12 protein-coding genes, 4 tRNA genes and 1 other RNA gene are annotated in these 18,301 nt (G+C 50.4%); 16 read left to right on the forward strand and 1 reads right to left on the reverse strand.

Features of this window, described 5'->3' with window-relative positions; translation table 11 throughout:
• Window positions 1-386 precede the first annotated feature (386 nt).
• Complete coding sequence (murB, locus tag AC2A1E_RS20950) at window positions 387-1,424, forward strand: UDP-N-acetylmuramate dehydrogenase (RefSeq protein WP_484385370.1); 1,038 nt, start codon at window positions 387-389, stop codon at window positions 1,422-1,424.
• Complete coding sequence (gene birA, locus AC2A1E_RS20955) at window positions 1,421-2,383, forward strand: bifunctional biotin--[acetyl-CoA-carboxylase] ligase/biotin operon repressor BirA (RefSeq protein ID WP_459400331.1); 963 nt, start codon at window positions 1,421-1,423, stop codon at window positions 2,381-2,383. The genes murB and birA overlap by 4 nt, the downstream gene beginning before the upstream one ends.
• Window positions 2,384-2,425: 42 nt before the next feature.
• Here birA and coaA read toward each other — a convergent pair whose 3' ends face one another.
• A complete protein-coding gene (gene coaA / locus AC2A1E_RS20960) occupies window positions 2,426-3,376 on the reverse strand; it encodes a type I pantothenate kinase (RefSeq protein ID WP_484385371.1) in 951 nt (316 codons plus the stop codon).
• Between the two features lie 551 nt (window positions 3,377-3,927).
• On the opposite strand from coaA, the gene AC2A1E_RS20965 reads away from it, so the two are divergent.
• From AC2A1E_RS20965 to rpoC, 14 genes are all read left to right on the forward strand, one after another.
• Window positions 3,928-4,003, forward strand: a tRNA-Thr gene (locus AC2A1E_RS20965).
• Between the two features lie 26 nt (window positions 4,004-4,029).
• Window positions 4,030-4,114, forward strand: a tRNA-Tyr gene (locus tag AC2A1E_RS20970).
• Between the two features lie 45 nt (window positions 4,115-4,159).
• Window positions 4,160-4,275: non-coding RNA, RtT sRNA (locus AC2A1E_RS20975), on the forward strand.
• 40 nt (window positions 4,276-4,315) lie between these two features.
• Window positions 4,316-4,390: transfer RNA gene (locus AC2A1E_RS20980), tRNA-Gly, on the forward strand.
• A 6-nt stretch (window positions 4,391-4,396) separates the two neighbouring features.
• Window positions 4,397-4,472, forward strand: a tRNA-Thr gene (locus AC2A1E_RS20985).
• 109 nt (window positions 4,473-4,581) lie between these two features.
• The gene (gene tuf / locus AC2A1E_RS20990; RefSeq protein WP_459400329.1) at window positions 4,582-5,766 is read left to right on the forward strand and encodes an elongation factor Tu; all 1,185 of its coding nucleotides are present in this window, start codon (window positions 4,582-4,584) and stop codon (window positions 5,764-5,766) included.
• 254 nt (window positions 5,767-6,020) lie between these two features.
• On the forward strand, window positions 6,021-6,404 hold the full coding sequence (secE, locus tag AC2A1E_RS20995; protein ID WP_459400328.1) for a preprotein translocase subunit SecE: 384 nt from the start codon (window positions 6,021-6,023) through the stop codon (window positions 6,402-6,404).
• A gap of 1 nt (window position 6,405) precedes the next feature.
• Window positions 6,406-6,951 (forward strand): transcription termination/antitermination protein NusG, encoded by a 546-nt coding sequence (nusG, locus tag AC2A1E_RS21000; RefSeq protein ID WP_459400327.1) that lies wholly within the window; start codon window positions 6,406-6,408, stop codon window positions 6,949-6,951.
• Window positions 6,952-7,108: 157 nt separating this feature from the next.
• Window positions 7,109-7,537, forward strand: coding sequence for a 50S ribosomal protein L11 (gene rplK / locus AC2A1E_RS21005; protein WP_484385372.1), 429 nt, complete (start codon window positions 7,109-7,111; stop codon window positions 7,535-7,537).
• A 3-nt stretch (window positions 7,538-7,540) separates the two neighbouring features.
• A complete protein-coding gene (gene rplA / locus AC2A1E_RS21010) occupies window positions 7,541-8,245 on the forward strand; it encodes a 50S ribosomal protein L1 (RefSeq protein ID WP_459400325.1) in 705 nt (234 codons plus the stop codon).
• Window positions 8,246-8,569: 324 nt separating this feature from the next.
• Window positions 8,570-9,067: a 50S ribosomal protein L10 gene (rplJ, locus tag AC2A1E_RS21015; protein ID WP_459400324.1), complete on the forward strand. Its 498-nt coding sequence runs from the start codon at window positions 8,570-8,572 to the stop codon at window positions 9,065-9,067.
• A gap of 63 nt (window positions 9,068-9,130) precedes the next feature.
• Entirely contained in the window at window positions 9,131-9,496 is a 366-nt protein-coding gene (gene rplL, locus AC2A1E_RS21020; protein ID WP_459400323.1) for a 50S ribosomal protein L7/L12, read from the forward strand.
• Window positions 9,497-9,824: 328 nt separating this feature from the next.
• Window positions 9,825-13,853, forward strand: a complete 4,029-nt coding sequence (gene rpoB, locus AC2A1E_RS21025; RefSeq protein WP_484385373.1) for a DNA-directed RNA polymerase subunit beta — start codon at window positions 9,825-9,827, stop codon at window positions 13,851-13,853.
• A gap of 118 nt (window positions 13,854-13,971) precedes the next feature.
• The gene (gene rpoC / locus AC2A1E_RS21030) at window positions 13,972-18,198 is read left to right on the forward strand and encodes a DNA-directed RNA polymerase subunit beta' (RefSeq protein WP_484385374.1); all 4,227 of its coding nucleotides are present in this window, start codon (window positions 13,972-13,974) and stop codon (window positions 18,196-18,198) included.
• Window positions 18,199-18,301 lie beyond the last annotated feature (103 nt).

An 18,301-nucleotide genomic window follows, 5' to 3' on the forward strand; every position in this document is an offset into this window, starting at 1 on the left:
CCATGCGAAAGCATGGGGCTTTTTGCGTCATAACTCCCTTTGCAATAAAATCTTCTATTTGCATTTTATCGCTAGCAGCCATTGTGAATGGTTAAATATAGCGAAGATTCTCATCTGAAATATCCTAAAGAAGTTTATTTTTAAGCATTTAACCTAATATCCATGCATATAGATAATATTTATTAACTTTATATAACGTAGAGAACAGAATTAAGATAGATAAGGTGAGTTCTGTATCAATATGATCTTAAAATACTTTTCTAATTTCCTCTTAAAAAATGCATTTCATAATGATGAAAAATCAACTCAATAAAAACAAATAATAGCCATATTCGTTGAATCGAGTAGACTAGATGGCAATTTATTACGTAAGAGTATTTAACGTCATGTCTACTGAAAACACTTCTTTAAAAAAACACAATACTTTCGCGCTCACCGTTAACGCAGCGCATTTAGTTATTGCTGAAAAAATTGAAATGATGATTAAGGCTTGGCAAAAAGCGCAAAAGCGTCGTGAGCCACTACTGGTAATCGGTGAAGGGAGTAATGTCCTGTTCTTGGAGGATTTCGCCGGTACCGTTATGATCAATAACCTGAAAGGTATCGAAGTCAGGGAAGAGGATGACGCTTGGCATCTTCATGTCAGTTCTGGTGAGAATTGGCACTATCTGGTGAGTAAAACTCTTGAGCAAGAGATACCAGGATTGGAAAATCTAGCATTAATTCCTGGTTTGGTAGGCTCTGCACCGATCCAAAATATTGGCGCGTATGGCTTGGAACTGAAGCATGTTTGCGAATATGTCGATCTGCTGAATCTGAGGACTGGCGAGATTGATCGCATGAGCCCCGAACGCTGCGAGTTTGGTTACCGTGAAAGCGTGTTTAAACATGAGTTTAAAGTCGGCTACATCATTGTAGGTGTCGGTTTACGGCTCAATAAGCTGTGGAGTCCACTACTGAACTACGGTGATCTTACCAAGTTGGATCGACAGACAGTCACGCCACAGCAAGTCTTTGATGCGGTATGCGCTATGCGGCGTAGTAAGCTACCGGACCCACGAGTAATGGGTAACGCAGGCAGTTTCTTCAAAAACCCGCAGGTGAGCGAGGAAAAAGCCAACATGCTGCTTACCCAGTATCCAACGATGCCTCATTACCCGCAGTTGGATGGGCAAGTGAAATTGGCCGCTGGTTGGCTCATCGATCAGTGCTCGTTAAAGGGGTATCAGATTGGTGGTGCTGCAGTACATCGTCAGCAGGCACTGGTTTTAGTGAATGCAGACAATGCCAGTAGCAGAGATGTGGTCGAACTAGCAAGGCATGTACGTAATACGGTGGCAGCGAAATTCGATGTCTGGCTGGAACCGGAAGTACGCTTTATTGGGGCAACCGGTGAGCTAGATGCGGTCGAGGTTCTGTCATGAAAGATACCAAAGTACCACTTAAGATTATTTCGCTCCTCGCTGATGGGGAGTTTCACTCAGGTGAGCACTTGGGTGAGTTTCTGGGAATGAGCCGAGCTGCCATTAACAAACACATTCAGACTATCCGGGAGTGGGGGTTGGATGTGTTTACCGTGCCAGGTAAAGGCTATAGCCTGCAAGGAGAGATGAATTTACTGGATGCCGAACGTATTCTCGGCATGCTGGAAGATAAGCGTGTCACTGTTTTACCGGTTGTCGATTCAACGAACCAGTATTTACTGGATCGTATTACGGATCTAACCTCTGGTGATGCCTGTATCGCAGAATACCAGCAGGCGGGCCGTGGGCGGCGTGGCAGACAGTGGGTCTCTCCTTTTGGTGCTAACCTCTATCTGTCTATGTTCTGGCGTCTTGAACAAGGGCCAGCGGCGGCAATGGGGCTTAGCTTGGTCATTGGTATTGTGATGGCCGAAGTGCTTCAGCGCTTAGGGGCAGAGCAAGTACGGGTTAAATGGCCAAACGATCTGTATCTCAACGATCGGAAGCTAGCCGGCATACTCGTTGAGTTGACAGGTAAAACTGGGGATGCGGCACAATTGGTACTCGGTGCTGGTATTAACATGGCGATGCGTGAAACACATGCTAATACGATCGATCAACGGTGGATTAATCTACAAGAAACAGGGATCAATATCGATCGTAACGAATTGGCGGCCACCTTACTTAATGAGTTGCGTCATTCATTGATGCAATTCGAAACAGAAGGACTCCCACCATTTATTTCTCGCTGGCGCCAGCTAGATAACTTTATTGATCGGCCTGTTAAACTTTTAATTGGTGAGCAGCAGATTTTTGGCATTGCTAGAGGTATCGATCAGCAAGGAGCACTATTACTTGAACAGGATGGTGTAATTAGGCCATTTATTGGTGGTGAGATATCTTTGCGCAGTGCTGAGTAATGCTGTGAAATAAGAGAGGCTGCAGCCTCTCTTATTTTTTAGCTATTTCCGCAACCGTACACTTTCTACAGCATGATTGGCACTTTTAGTCATGATCAGGCTGGCACGCTCGCGTGTTGGAAGTATATTTTGGTGTAAATTCAATCCATTAATCTCATTCCATAATTGAGTAGCAATATGAATAGCCTCCGTTTCTGGAAGTTTCGCATAGTTATGGAAATAAGAGTCTGGATTGGAAAATGCACCCTGCCGGAACTTCAGAAAACGGTTGATATACCATGTCTGCAATAAGTTTTCTGGGGCATCGACATATATTGAGAAGTCAACAAAATCTGAGACGAAGACGCGATGGGGATCGTGCGGATAATCCATACCACTTTGCAGGACATTCAACCCTTCAAGAATCAGGATATCGGGCTGCTCAATAACTTTATTACCTTCTGGAACAACATCATAAATCAGATGAGAATAAACCGGAGCAGTGACACGTCGGGCTCCCGATTTTACTTCTGAAACAAACTTCACCAGGCTGTGCATATCGTAGGATTGCGGAAATCCTTTTTTCTTCATCAAACCGCGTTCGTTCAGTACCTTGTTTGGATGCAGGAAACCATCGGTAGTAATCAACTCGACGCTGCGATGTTCAGGCCAACGGCTCAATAACGCCTGTAACAAACGCGCTGTCGTACTTTTACCCACGGCGACACTGCCAGCAATGCCAATGACATAGGGGATGCGTTGACCATCCGTGCCCAGGAATTGTTCAAGCACCGCTTGGCGACGCAGGTTAGAACTGATGTAGAAGTTCAGCAGTCGCGAGAGCGGCAAATAGATCTGTGCCACCTCTTCCAAAGAGAGATCCTCGTTAATCCCTTTCAGTTTAACAATCTCTTCTTCCGACAACGTCAGTGGTACTGAATTTCGCAATGCAGCCCACTGGGTACGATCAAACTGAAGATATGGCGTTGCTAAAGATTGCTCTCTTTTTATCATAAGCCAAATTCTGCCTGTTAACGCAGGTTGGGAACGGCGCCGGACGCCAACTCCAGATAATAAACAAGCTGCATATTATAGACAGCTTCGTTTTTGGCGTAGACTTTTTTCACAAATGTTACCGATTAGCATGAGTTTATGCCAATAGTGCGAACAGGCACGCAGTTGATTGATAGCAAGTTGCAAAGTGGTATCTCCTAGTGATGATACCGCTCTCAGGTCAACTGCGAGGGTGTGAGATACAGCGAATGAAACGAGTACTTACGTTCTATGGACGGTTATTTCCTGATGTAGAGCCTCGATCCCGATGACAATTTTTTGTCAGATTGCCCGTTATGCGATGCCCAGCATGAAGAAACGCCGGGGAACCCTTGCAAAAAATGAATAAAGTTGTACAGAATAATGGCCGCGATGGATGAATATGAGTACGTCCAAAGCGGAGAATTGCTAGCTGGCATGCAAAATCGAATGATTTGTGAGCGATAGTGCGCGGAACGCAAATTTTTTGTTGCATAGGCCGTCAGGTCTACCTAGAATGCGCTGCACTTGATGCCGGCTTAGCTCAGTTGGTAGAGCAACTGACTTGTAATCAGTAGGTCACCAGTTCGATTCCGGTAGCCGGCACCATCAAGTATAATTAGAGTACACAATCTGGTGGGGTTCCCGAGCGGCCAAAGGGAGCAGACTGTAAATCTGCCGTCACAGACTTCGAAGGTTCGAATCCTTCCCCCACCACCAAATTGAATCCTGACAACAGGATTAAACCGCGATAACCGATAGTAATTGACGTTGTCACGGGGAAGGTGAAAACCTTCTGAAAAGTTCGCGCCAGATAGCAGTATAAGTATTGGCACGAAGGGTGAAGAGTTAAGCGACGAACAATCCTTTTCTCACACTTAAAAATTCTACAGATAAAGTCAGGTAGCCGAGTTCCAGGATGCGGGCATCGTATAATGGCTATTACCTCAGCCTTCCAAGCTGATGATGTGGGTTCGATTCCCACTGCCCGCTCCAAGATGTGCTGATATAGCTCAGTTGGTAGAGCGCACCCTTGGTAAGGGTGAGGTCGGCAGTTCGAATCTGCCTATCAGCACCACTTCTTAATTTCTCGCCCCCTGATTTTCTTTCTGTTCTGGATTCAACAAGCAAACGCTTGGTTGATGTGGTGATACCACCGATTTATCCGTGTCTTAGAGGGACTATCGATGTCTAAAGAAAAGTTTGAACGTACAAAACCGCACGTTAACGTCGGTACTATCGGCCACGTTGACCATGGTAAAACTACCCTGACTGCAGCAATCACCACCGTACTGGCTAAAACCTACGGCGGTAATGCACGCGCTTTCGACCAGATCGATAACGCACCAGAAGAGAAAGCTCGTGGTATCACCATCAATACCTCTCACGTTGAGTACGATACCCCGACTCGTCACTACGCGCACGTTGACTGCCCAGGGCACGCCGACTATGTGAAAAACATGATCACCGGTGCTGCTCAGATGGACGGCGCAATCCTGGTTGTTGCTGCGACTGACGGCCCAATGCCGCAGACCCGTGAGCACATCCTGCTGGGTCGCCAGGTTGGCGTTCCTTACATCATCGTATTCATGAACAAATGTGACATGGTTGATGATGAAGAACTGCTGGAACTAGTAGAAATGGAAGTGCGTGAGCTTCTGTCTGCGTATGACTTCCCTGGCGATGATCTGCCAGTGGTCCGCGGTTCAGCTCTGCAAGCGCTGAATGGCGTGCCAGAGTGGGAAGAGAAGATCATCGAGCTGGCTGGCTACCTGGATTCTTACATCCCAGAACCAGAGCGTGCGATTGATAAGCCGTTCCTGCTGCCAATCGAAGACGTATTCTCCATCTCCGGTCGTGGTACCGTAGTTACCGGTCGTGTTGAGCGCGGTATTGTTAAAGTTGGCGAAGAAGTGGAAATCGTTGGTATCAAAGACACCGTTAAGTCTACCTGTACTGGCGTTGAAATGTTCCGCAAACTGCTGGACGAAGGCCGTGCTGGTGAGAACGTGGGTGTTCTGCTGCGTGGTATCAAGCGTGAAGATATCGAACGTGGTCAGGTTCTGGCTAAGCCAGGCTCTATCAAGCCGCACACTCAGTTTGATTCAGAAGTGTATATCCTGAGCAAAGAAGAAGGTGGTCGTCATACGCCATTCTTCAAAGGCTACCGTCCACAGTTCTACTTCCGTACGACTGACGTGACCGGTACCATCGAACTGCCAGAAGGCGTAGAGATGGTCATGCCTGGTGACAACGTGAACATGAAAGTCACGCTGATCCACCCAATCGCAATGGATGACGGCCTGCGTTTCGCAATCCGTGAAGGTGGCCGTACTGTAGGTGCGGGCGTTGTTGCCAAAGTTATTGCCTAATCGCTGATAATATTTGACGCGACATGCGGTAAAAGGGCATCATTTGATGCCCTTTTTATACGCTGTGAACTAGAACCTATCTCATCAGCGATTTTGCAGTCATAATCATTGGTGAGATGGGCTCTTAAACCGTATTGACTGAAATACGTCATAGCGTAAAACACCGAGTGCTGCTCAGCAGCATCTGATCGGTTTGGTTTGCCTCGCGTTGCGAGGCAAAGTTATTTGTTTGAATCATTGTGACAGGTTGGTTTATGAGTGCGAATACCGAGGCTCAAGGGAGCGGACGCGGCCTTGAAGTGACTAAGTGGTTGATCGTCGCCGTTCTGTTGGTTATGGCTATTGTCGGTAACTATTATTACCGTGATTTCAGCCTGCCATTGCGCGCGCTGGCAGTTGTACTGATCATTGTGGTTGCTGGAGCAGTGGCATTGATGACTACCAAGGGCAAAGCCACCGTTGCGTTTGCGCGCGAAGCGCGTACTGAAGTACGTAAAGTGATTTGGCCAACTCGTCAGGAAACGTTACATACCACGTTGATCGTTGCCGCGGTAACTGCCGTGATGTCACTGATTCTGTGGGGGCTGGATGGTATTCTGGTCCGTCTGGTATCGTTTATTACTGGCCTGAGGTTCTAAAATGTCTGAAGCCCCAAAAAAACGTTGGTACGTCGTTCAGGCGTTTTCCGGTTTTGAAGGTCGCGTAGCTCAATCGCTGCGTGAACACATCAAACTGCAGGATATGGAAGAGCTGTTCGGCGAAGTCATGGTACCTACGGAAGAAGTCGTTGAAATCCGTGGTGGCCAGCGTCGCAAGAGTGAACGTAAATTCTTCCCTGGTTATGTATTGGTCCAGATGGTGATGAATGATGCGAGCTGGCACTTGGTGCGTAGCGTTCCTCGTGTTATGGGCTTCATCGGTGGAACTTCCGATCGTCCTGCGCCTATCAGCGACAAAGAAGTGGATGCGATTATGAACCGTCTGCAGCAGGCGGGTGATAAGCCACGTCCGAAAACGTTGTTCGAACCGGGTGAACTGGTGCGCGTTAACGATGGTCCGTTTGCTGACTTCAACGGTGTTGTTGAAGAAGTGGACTACGAGAAAAGCCGCCTGAAGGTTTCTGTTTCCATCTTTGGCCGCGCAACGCCGGTAGAGTTGGACTTCAGCCAGGTAGAAAAAGGCTGATTGATTAATCAGCAATGCAAGCGGATTTGTTGCTTGTCAGAGGCGCGGAATTGAACTACAATTTCGCGCCTTTTGTTTTTAGATGCTTCGCTCTTGGAGCGGGGTAAAACACGGGGAGCCTCTTTAGAGGCGATACTACCCATACGAGGAAATTTCAATGGCCAAGAAAGTACAAGCCTACGTCAAGCTGCAAGTTGCAGCCGGTATGGCTAACCCGAGCCCGCCAGTCGGTCCAGCTCTGGGTCAGCAAGGTGTTAACATCATGGAATTCTGTAAGGCGTTCAATGCTAAGACTGACAGCATTGAAAAAGGTCTGCCGATCCCTGTTGTTATTACTGTTTATTCTGATCGCTCCTTCACTTTCGTTACCAAGACCCCGCCAGCGGCAGTTCTGCTGAAGAAAGCAGCTGGTGTTAAGTCTGGTTCCGGTAAGCCGAACAAAGAAAAAGTCGGTAAAGTGACTCGTGCTCAGGTACGTGAAATCGCAGAGACCAAAGCTGCGGACATGACTGGTTCTGACGTTGAAGCGATGACTCGCTCCATCGAAGGTACTGCTCGTTCCATGGGCCTGGTAGTGGAGGATTAAGAAATGGCTAAGCTGACCAAGCGCATGCGCGTGATCCGTGACAAAGTTGATGCTACTAAACAGTATGACATCACCGAAGCTGTTGCTCTGCTGAAAGAGCTGGCCACCGCTAAATTCGTAGAAAGCGTTGACGTTGCTGTTAACCTCGGCATCGACGCTCGTAAATCAGACCAAAACGTACGTGGTGCTACCGTTCTGCCACACGGCACCGGTCGTTCCGTTCGCGTTGCCGTATTTGCCCAAGGCCCTAACGCTGAAGCTGCGAAAGCGGCTGGCGCAGAGCTGGTAGGTATGGAAGATCTGGCTGACCAGATTAAGAAAGGCGAAATGAACTTCGACGTTGTTATTGCTTCCCCGGATGCAATGCGCGTAGTTGGTCAACTGGGCCAGGTTCTGGGTCCACGTGGCCTGATGCCAAACCCGAAAGTGGGTACCGTTACTCCGAACGTTGCTGAAGCAGTGAAAAACGCTAAAGCAGGTCAGGTTCGTTATCGTAACGATAAAAACGGCATCATCCATACCACTATCGGTAAGGTTGATTTCGATACAGACAAGCTGAAAGAAAACCTGGAATCTCTGCTGGTTGCGCTGAAAAAAGCAAAACCATCTCAGGCGAAAGGCGTGTACATCAAGAAAGTTAGCCTCTCCACCACCATGGGTGCTGGCGTTGCTATCGATCAGAGCGGCTTGACTGCTGTAGCGAACTAATCGCTTTGACTTGGGGCAAAGATTCACCTAGAATCCTATGCCCCAAGGTTTTGCTATAGCGCTGCTAGAGTGAAACAACAGATTTTTCGGTTGGAGCCTGGCCTATCCAGGCCTCCGTCCAAGACCGCAGGTGTGTCGAAAGATGCTTAATCTTCCTGCGTAGACGGTGACAGAGCCTAAAGAAATTTTTTCTTTTTATAAAGAATAGTCTTTGCTGGATTCTGCTCACCGTGTTAACCCGCTCAATATCGCGTGTTTACACAACGTATTGAGTGAAGTGAGTTCCGGGGAATTATCCCCGGCTAATCCAGGAGCAAAAAGCTAATGGCATTAAATCTTCAAGACAAACAAGCGATTGTTGCTGAAGTCAACGAAGTGGCCAAAGGCGCGCTGTCTGCGGTTGTTGCGGATTCCCGTGGCGTTACTGTAGATAAAATGACTGAACTGCGTAGAGCAGGTCGTGAAGCTGGCGTTTACATGCGTGTTGTTCGTAACACCCTGATGCGTCGCGTAGTTGAAGGCACTCCGTTCGAATGCCTGAAAGACACGTTTGTCGGTCCAACCTTGATTGCATTCTCTAACGAACACCCGGGCGCTGCTGCTCGTCTGTTCAAAGAGTTCGCGAAAGCGAATGCAAAATTCGAGGTTAAAGCTGCGGCCTTTGAAGGTGAGCTGATCCCTGCGGCACAAATTGACCGCTTGGCAACGCTGCCTACTTACGATGAAGCAATCGCACGCCTGATGGCAACCATGAAAGAAGCCGCTGCTGGCAAATTGGTTCGCACTCTGGCTGCTCTGCGCGATCAGAAAGAAGCTGCATAAGCCGCTCTTTCTTAGCCTTTGCTAACGTATTTAAACTATTTCTGAATTTTAGGAACAATTGTTATGTCTATCACTAAAGACCAAATCCTGGAAGCGGTTGCTGCTATGTCCGTAATGGACGTTGTTGAACTGATTTCTGCTATGGAAGAAAAATTCGGCGTTTCTGCTGCTGCTGCTGTAGCTGTAGCTGCTGGTCCTGCTGAAGCTGTTGAAGAAAAAACTGAGTTCGACGTTGTTCTGTCTGCTATCGGTGGCAACAAAGTTGCTGTTATCAAAGCAGTACGTGGCGCGACCGGTCTGGGCCTGAAAGAAGCTAAAGACCTGGTAGAATCAGCTCCAGCAGTAATGAAAGAAGGCATCAGCAAAGACGACGCTGAAGCTCTGAAAAAATCTCTGGAAGAAGCTGGTGCTTCTGTTGAAGTTAAATAAGTTTAACTTTTCAGAGTGCAGTCTGGCTTAACAGACTGATGGCTGGTGACTTTTTGGTCACCAGCCTTTTTGCGCTGTAGGGCGTCAGTAGAGTTTCACACTGTTTGGCTACTGGCTAACCCCAATATTTCTTTCTATCGACGACTTAATATACTGCTTTTTCTGCTGCAGCCGAATCTGTCGCACAGGCAATGAAATGATTTAAGCGTGATAGAAACGAGTATTGCGGAAAGTGTTCCCGCTTTCCGATCGACAAAATGGTGTTGCATGAACTGTCCACATTCTGGGCAGACAAATGGTTCGACTTTCCAGCGAGCTGAGGAACCCTATGGTTTACTCCTATACCGAGAAGAAACGTATTCGTAAGGATTTTGGTAAACGTCCACAAGTTTTGGACATACCTTATCTCCTTTCTATCCAGCTTGACTCGTTCCAGAAGTTTATCGAGCAAGATCCAGAAGGGCAACACGGCCTAGAAGCCGCATTCCGTTCTGTTTTCCCTATCCAGAGCTACAGTGGCAATTCGGAGCTGCAATACGTTAGCTACCGTCTTGGTGAGCCGGTGTTTGACGTCAAAGAGTGCCAGATTCGTGGTGTGACGTACTCTGCACCGCTGCGCGTAAAACTGCGCCTAGTTATCTACGAGCGTGAAGCACCAGAAGGTACGGTCAAAGACATCAAGGAACAAGAAGTCTATATGGGCGAAATTCCGCTCATGACCGAAAACGGTACCTTTGTGATTAACGGTACTGAGAGGGTTATCGTATCCCAGCTGCACCGTAGCCCGGGTGTGTTCTTCGACAGCGATAAGGGTAAAACCCACTCCTCGGGTAAAGTGCTGTATAACGCACGTATCATCCCTTACCGTGGTTCATGGCTGGATTTCGAGTTCGACCCGAAAGACAACCTGTTCGTGCGTATTGACCGTCGCCGCAAGTTGCCTGCGACCATCATTCTGCGCGCCCTGAGCTTCACCACTGAACAGATCCTTGACCTGTTCTTTGCGAAAATTGTTTTCGAGATCCGTGATAACAAGCTGCAGATGGAACTGGTTCCAGAGCGTCTGCGTGGTGAAACGGCGACCTTCGATATCGAAGCCAATGGTAAGATCTACATTGAGAAAGGCCGTCGTATCACTGCTCGTCATATCCGTCAGCTCGAAAAAGACGAAATTCACAGTATTGAAGTACCGGTTGAGTACATCGCGGGCAAAGTGGTCGCGAAGGACTATATCGATACCAATACCGGTGAGCTGATCTGTGCAGCCAACATGGAGCTGTCTCTGGATCTGCTGGCCAAGCTGAGCCAGTCTGGTCACAAGCGTATCGAAACGCTGTTCACCAACGATCTGGATCACGGTGCGTACATCTCTGAGACCGTACGTGTCGATCCAACCACCGATCGTCTGAGTGCACTGGTAGAAATCTACCGTATGATGCGCCCTGGTGAGCCACCAACGCGCGAAGCGGCGGAAAGCCTGTTCGAGAACCTGTTCTTCTCTGAAGACCGCTACGATCTGTCTGCGGTTGGCCGGATGAAGTTCAACCGTTCTCTGCTGCGTGACGAGATCGAAGGTTCGGGCATCCTGAGCAAAGACGACATCATTGAAGTGATGAAGAAGCTCATCGATATCCGTAACGGTAAAGGCGAAGTGGACGATATCGACCACTTGGGCAACCGTCGTATCCGTTCCGTTGGCGAAATGGCCGAGAACCAGTTCCGTGTCGGTCTGGTACGTGTTGAGCGTGCGGTTAAAGAGCGTCTGTCTCTGGGCGATCTGGACACCCTGATGCCCCAGGACATGATCAACGCCAAGCCGATTTCGGCGGCGGTGAAAGAGTTCTTTGGCTCAAGCCAGCTGTCTCAGTTTATGGACCAGAACAACCCGTTGTCTGAGATCACGCACAAGCGTCGTATCTCTGCATTGGGCCCAGGCGGCTTGACCCGTGAACGTGCGGGCTTTGAAGTTCGAGACGTACACCCGACTCACTATGGTCGCGTGTGCCCAATCGAAACGCCGGAAGGTCCAAACATCGGTTTGATCAACTCCTTGTCCGTGTACGCACAGACCAACGAGTATGGCTTCCTGGAAACCCCGTACCGCCGCGTGCGTGACGGCGTGGTGACCGATGAAATCAACTATCTGTCTGCTATTGAAGAAGGCAACTTCGTTATCGCTCAGGCGAACTCCAACCTGGACGAAGAAGGCCGCTTTGAAGAAGACCTGGTTACCTGTCGTAGCAAAGGCGAATCAAGCCTGTTTAGCCGCGATCAGGTTGACTATATGGACGTATCTACCCAGCAGGTTGTTTCCGTTGGTGCTTCACTGATTCCATTCCTGGAACACGATGATGCCAACCGTGCATTGATGGGTGCGAACATGCAACGTCAGGCGGTTCCAACTCTGCGTGCTGACAAGCCGCTGGTCGGTACCGGTATGGAACGTGCTGTTGCGGTTGACTCCGGTGTTACTGCCGTAGCCAAGCGTGGTGGTGTGATCCAGTACGTGGATGCTTCCCGTATCGTTATCAAAGTTAACGAAGACGAGATGTACCCGGGCGAAGCAGGTATCGATATTTATAACCTGACCAAGTACACCCGTTCTAACCAGAACACCTGTATCAACCAGATGCCGTGTGTGAATCTGGGCGAGCCAATCGAGCGCGGCGACGTGCTGGCAGATGGTCCGTCTACCGATCTGGGTGAACTGGCGCTGGGCCAGAACATGCGCGTCGCGTTCATGCCTTGGAACGGCTACAACTTCGAAGACTCCATTTTGGTCTCCGAGCGTGTGGTACAGGAAGATCGCTTCACCACCATCCACATTCAGGAATTGGCGTGTGTGTCTCGTGACACCAAGCTGGGGCCTGAAGAGATCACTGCCGACATCCCGAACGTGGGTGAAGCTGCGCTCTCCAAACTGGATGAGTCCGGTATCGTGTATATCGGTGCTGAAGTGACCGGTGGCGACATTCTGGTCGGTAAGGTAACGCCGAAAGGTGAAACCCAACTGACACCAGAAGAGAAGCTGCTGCGTGCGATCTTCGGTGAGAAAGCGTCTGACGTTAAAGACTCTTCTCTGCGTGTGCCTAACGGCGTTTCCGGTACGATTATTGACGTGCAGGTCTTCACCCGCGATGGCGTGGAAAAAGACAAGCGTGCGTTGGAAATCGAAGAGATGCAGCTGAAGCAGGCGAAAAAAGACCTGACTGAAGAACTGCAGATCCTGGAAGCTGGCCTGTTTGCACGTATCCATGCGGTGCTGGTTGCCGGTGGCATTGAAGCTGAGAAGCTGAGCAAGCTGCCACGCGATCGCTGGCTGGAACTGGGCCTGACCGACGAAGACAAGCAAAACCAGCTGGAACAGTTGGCAGAGCAGTATGACGAACTGAAATCCGACTTCGAGAAGAAGCTGGAAGCCAAGCGTCGTAAGATCACCCAAGGCGACGATCTGGCACCAGGCGTGCTGAAAATCGTTAAGGTTTATCTGGCCGTTAAGCGTCAGATCCAACCGGGTGACAAGATGGCAGGCCGCCACGGTAACAAGGGTGTTATCTCCAAGATCAACCCGATCGAAGATATGCCTTACGATGAAAACGGTACGCCGGTTGACATCGTACTGAACCCGCTGGGCGTTCCATCACGTATGAACATCGGTCAGATCCTGGAAACCCACCTGGGTATGGCTGCGAAAGGCATTGGTGAGAAGATCAACCAAATGCTCAAGCAGCATCAGGAAGTGGCCAAACTGCGTGAGTTCATCCAGAAAGCTTACGATCTCGGCGACGGCGTTTGCCAGAAAGTCGATCTGAACACCTTCACCGACGACGAAGTGATGCGTCTGGCAGAGAACCTGAAAAAAGGTATGCCGATCGCAACGCCAGTCTTCGACGGTGCGAAAGAGACCGAAATCAAGCAATTGCTGGAAATGGGCGGTATCCCGACTTCTGGTCAGATTACGCTGTTTGATGGCCGTACCGGTGAGCAGTTCGAGCGCCAGGTAACCGTTGGCTATATGTACATGCTGAAACTGAACCACTTGGTCGACGATAAAATGCACGCCCGTTCTACCGGTTCTTACAGCTTGGTTACTCAGCAACCGCTGGGTGGTAAGGCGCAATTCGGTGGTCAGCGCTTCGGTGAGATGGAAGTGTGGGCGCTGGAAGCCTACGGCGCAGCTTACACCTTGCAGGAAATGCTTACCGTTAAGTCCGATGACGTCAACGGCCGTACCAAGATGTACAAAAACATCGTGGATGGCGATCACCGTATGGAACCTGGTATGCCGGAATCCTTCAACGTACTGTTGAAAGAAATCCGCTCGCTGGGGATCAACATCGAACTGGAAGGCGACTAATCGCTATTCCGGCTCTGGTTCCCGGCCTTAGGGAACCAGAGGGTGGTTGTTCAGGTCACACGGGCGCGCGATTTGTCAGCGTGCGCCCAACAGGTTTAACTCCGACAGGAGCCAATCCGTGAAAGACTTATTGAAGTTTCTGAAAGCGCAAACTAAGACCGAAGAGTTTGATGCGATCAAGATTGCTCTGGCATCGCCAGACATGATCCGTTCGTGGTCGTTCGGCGAAGTGAAGAAGCCGGAAACCATTAACTACCGTACGTTCAAACCAGAACGTGACGGCCTTTTCTGCGCCCGTATCTTTGGGCCGGTAAAAGATTACGAGTGCCTGTGCGGTAAGTACAAGCGCTTGAAGCACCGCGGTGTGATCTGCGAGAAGTGCGGCGTTGAAGTGACCCAGACCAAAGTGCGCCGTGAGCGTATGGGCCACATCGAACTGGCTTCCCCAACTGCGCACATCTGGTTCCTGAAATCGCTGCCATCGCGTATCGGTTTGCTGCTGGATATGCCACTGCGCGACATCGAACGTGTACTGTACTTCGAATCCTATGTGGTGATTGAAGGCGGTATGACCAACCTCGAGCGTCGTCAGATCCTGACTGAAGAGCAGTATCTGGATGCGCTGGAAGAGTTTGGTGACGAATTCGATGCCAAGATGGGTGCGGAAGCTATTCAGGCCCTGTTGAAAAACATGGATCTGGAAGCCGAGTGCGAGCAACTGCGTGAAGAGTTGAACGAAACCAACTCCGAAACCAAGCGTAAGAAGCTGACCAAGCGTATCAAGCTGCTGGAAGCGTTCGTTCAGTCTGGTAACAAGCCAGAGTGGATGATCCTGACCGTGCTGCCGGTACTGCCGCCGGATCTGCGTCCATTGGTTCCGCTGGATGGTGGCCGTTTCGCGACTTCCGATCTTAACGATCTGTATCGCCGCGTCATCAACCGTAACAACCGTCTGAAACGCCTGCTGGATCTGGCCGCGCCTGACATCATCGTGCGCAACGAAAAGCGTATGCTGCAAGAAGCGGTAGATGCCCTGCTGGATAACGGCCGTCGCGGTCGTGCGATCACCGGTTCGAACAAGCGCCCTCTGAAATCTTTGGCCGACATGATCAAAGGTAAGCAAGGTCGTTTCCGTCAGAACCTGTTGGGTAAACGCGTTGACTACTCTGGTCGTTCTGTAATCACCGTAGGTCCATACCTGCGTCTGCATCAGTGCGGTCTGCCGAAGAAAATGGCACTGGAGCTGTTCAAACCGTTCATCTACGGCAAGCTGGAACTGCGTGGCCTGGCCACAACGATCAAAGCCGCCAAGAAAATGGTTGAGCGCGAAGAAGCGGTCGTTTGGGATATCCTGGATGAAGTTATCCGTGAACACCCGGTACTGCTGAACCGTGCACCAACCCTGCACCGTTTGGGTATCCAGGCGTTTGAACCGGTTCTGATCGAAGGTAAAGCGATCCAGTTGCACCCATTGGTTTGTGCGGCATACAACGCCGACTTCGATGGTGACCAGATGGCTGTGCACGTACCGCTGACGCTGGAAGCCCAGTTGGAAGCGCGTGCGCTGATGATGTCTACCAACAACATCCTGTCACCAGCGAACGGCGAGCCAATCATCGTTCCTTCTCAGGACGTTGTATTGGGTCTGTACTATATGACTCGTGACTGTGTTAACGCCAAAGGCGAAGGCATGGTTCTGACGGGTCCTAAAGAAGCTGAACGTGTTTATCGCGCCGGTCTGGCCTCTCTGCACGCACGCGTCAAAGTGCGTATTACAGAAGAGATCAGGAATACCGAAGGTGAATCTATTCACCAGACCACAATCGTTGATACTACCATTGGCCGCGCCATCCTTTGGATGATCGTACCACAGGGTCTGCCGTACTCGATCGTTAACCAGCCTCTGGGCAAGAAAGCGATCTCCAAGATGCTGAACACCTGTTACCGCATCCTGGGCCTGAAGCCGACCGTTATCTTCGCTGACCAGATCATGTACACCGGTTTTGCTTACGCTGCCCGTTCAGGCGCATCCGTAGGTATCGATGACATGGTTATCCCAGCCAAGAAAGCAGAGATCATCGAAGAAGCGGAAACCGAAGTTGCCGAGATCCAGGAGCAGTTCCAGTCTGGTCTGGTAACCGCTGGCGAACGCTATAACAAAGTGATCGATATCTGGGCTGCGGCGAACGAACGTGTTGCTAAAGCGATGATGGAAAACCTGTCGGTTGAAGACGTGGTTAACCGTGACGGCGTGGTGGAACAACAAGTTTCCTTCAACAGCATCTTTATGATGGCCGACTCCGGTGCTCGTGGTTCTGCTGCTCAGATTCGTCAGTTGGCTGGTATGCGTGGCCTGATGGCGAAGCCAGACGGTTCAATCATCGAAACGCCAATCACCGCGAACTTCCGTGAAGGCTTGAACGTACTCCAGTACTTCATCTCCACGCACGGTGCGCGTAAAGGTTTGGCGGATACCGCACTGAAAACAGCAAACTCCGGTTATCTGACCCGTCGTCTGGTTGACGTGGCGCAGGATCTGGTGGTGACTGAAGACGACTGTGGTACTCACAACGGCATCATGATGACTCCGGTTATCGAAGGTGGCGATGTTAAAGAGCCACTCCGTGAGCGCGTTCTGGGTCGTGTGACCGCTGAAGATGTCATCAAGCCGGGTACGGCAGACATCCTGGTGCCACGCAACACCCTGCTGAACGAGAAGACCTGTGACCTGTTGGAAGAGAACTCTGTCGACAGCGTTAAGGTTCGTTCCGTAGTAAGTTGTGAAACCGACTTTGGTGTGTGTGCTAACTGCTATGGTCGCGACCTGGCACGTGGTCACATCATCAACAAAGGCGAAGCCATCGGCGTTATCGCGGCGCAGTCTATCGGTGAACCTGGTACACAGCTGACGATGCGTACGTTCCACATCGGTGGTGCGGCTTCGCGTGCGGCTGCTGAATCTAGCATCCAGGTGAAGAACAAGGGTACGCTGAAGCTGAGCAATGTGAAGTTCGTTATGAACGCCGCAGGCAAGCTGGTGATCACCTCTCGTAACACCGAACTGAAGCTGATCGACGAATTCGGCCGTACCAAAGAAAGCTACAAAGTGCCTTACGGTTCCGTAATGGGCAAAGGTGATGGTGCAGAAGTTAACGGCGGCGAAACCGTGGCTAACTGGGATCCGCACACCATGCCGGTTGTTACCGAGGTGGGCGGTTTCATTCGCTTCGCCGATATGGTTGACGGCCAGACCATTACCCGCCAGACCGACGAACTGACCGGTTTGTCTTCTCTGGTGGTACTGGACAGCGCAGAACGTACCGGTAGCGGTAAAGACCTGCGTCCGGCACTGAAAATCGTTGATGCCAAAGGTGACGACGTATTGATCCCAGGTACTGATATGCCTGCTCAATACTTCCTGCCAGGTAAAGCGATTGTGCAGCTGGAAGACGGCATTCAGATCGGTGCGGGTGATACCCTGGCGCGTATTCCTCAGGAATCCGGCGGTACCAAGGACATCACCGGTGGTCTGCCACGCGTTGCGGATCTGTTCGAAGCTCGTCGTCCGAAAGAGCCAGCAATCCTGGCTGAAATCAGCGGGATTATCTCGTTCGGTAAAGAGACCAAAGGCAAACGTCGCCTGGTGATCTCGCCACTGGACGGCAGCGATGCTTACGAAGAGATGATTCCGAAATGGCGTCAGCTCAACGTGTTTGAAGGTGAAATTGTGGAACGTGGTGACGTTGTTTCTGACGGCCCAGAATCTCCACATGACATTCTGCGTCTGCGTGGTGTGCATGCGGTTACCCGCTACATCACCAACGAAGTGCAGGAAGTTTACCGTCTGCAAGGCGTTAAGATTAACGATAAACACATCGAAGTTATCGTTCGTCAGATGCTGCGTAAAGGCACCATCGTCAGCGCGGGTGGCACCGAATTCCTGGAAGGCGAACAGGCTGAAGTTTCACGCGTCAAGATTGCTAACCGTAAACTTGCCGCTGAAGGCAAGATCGAAGCTACCTTCTCGCGCGATCTGCTGGGTATCACCAAGGCTTCCTTGGCGACCGAGTCCTTCATCTCTGCTGCATCGTTCCAGGAAACGACGCGTGTTCTCACCGAAGCGGCAGTTGCCGGTAAGCGTGATGAACTGCGTGGTCTGAAAGAGAACGTGATCGTGGGCCGTCTGATCCCAGCCGGTACCGGTTACGCTTATCACCAGGATCGTATGCGCCGTAAAGCACAGGGCGAAGTGCCAGTGGTTCCTGTAGTGAGCGCGGCAGAAGCGACGGCTAACTTGGCCGAGTTGCTGAACGCAGGTAACCTGGGTGGCAACAACGACGAGTAAGTCGCCTTGACCTGATGTTTGATTGACTGCACGTTCTAAAGCCCCGGCTATCACAGTCGGGGCTTTTTGTTGTACAGTGCCTGTAAAGTTAAAACAACGGAAT

Source organism: Serratia sp. HNCC26DJ206, assembly GCF_057180605.1.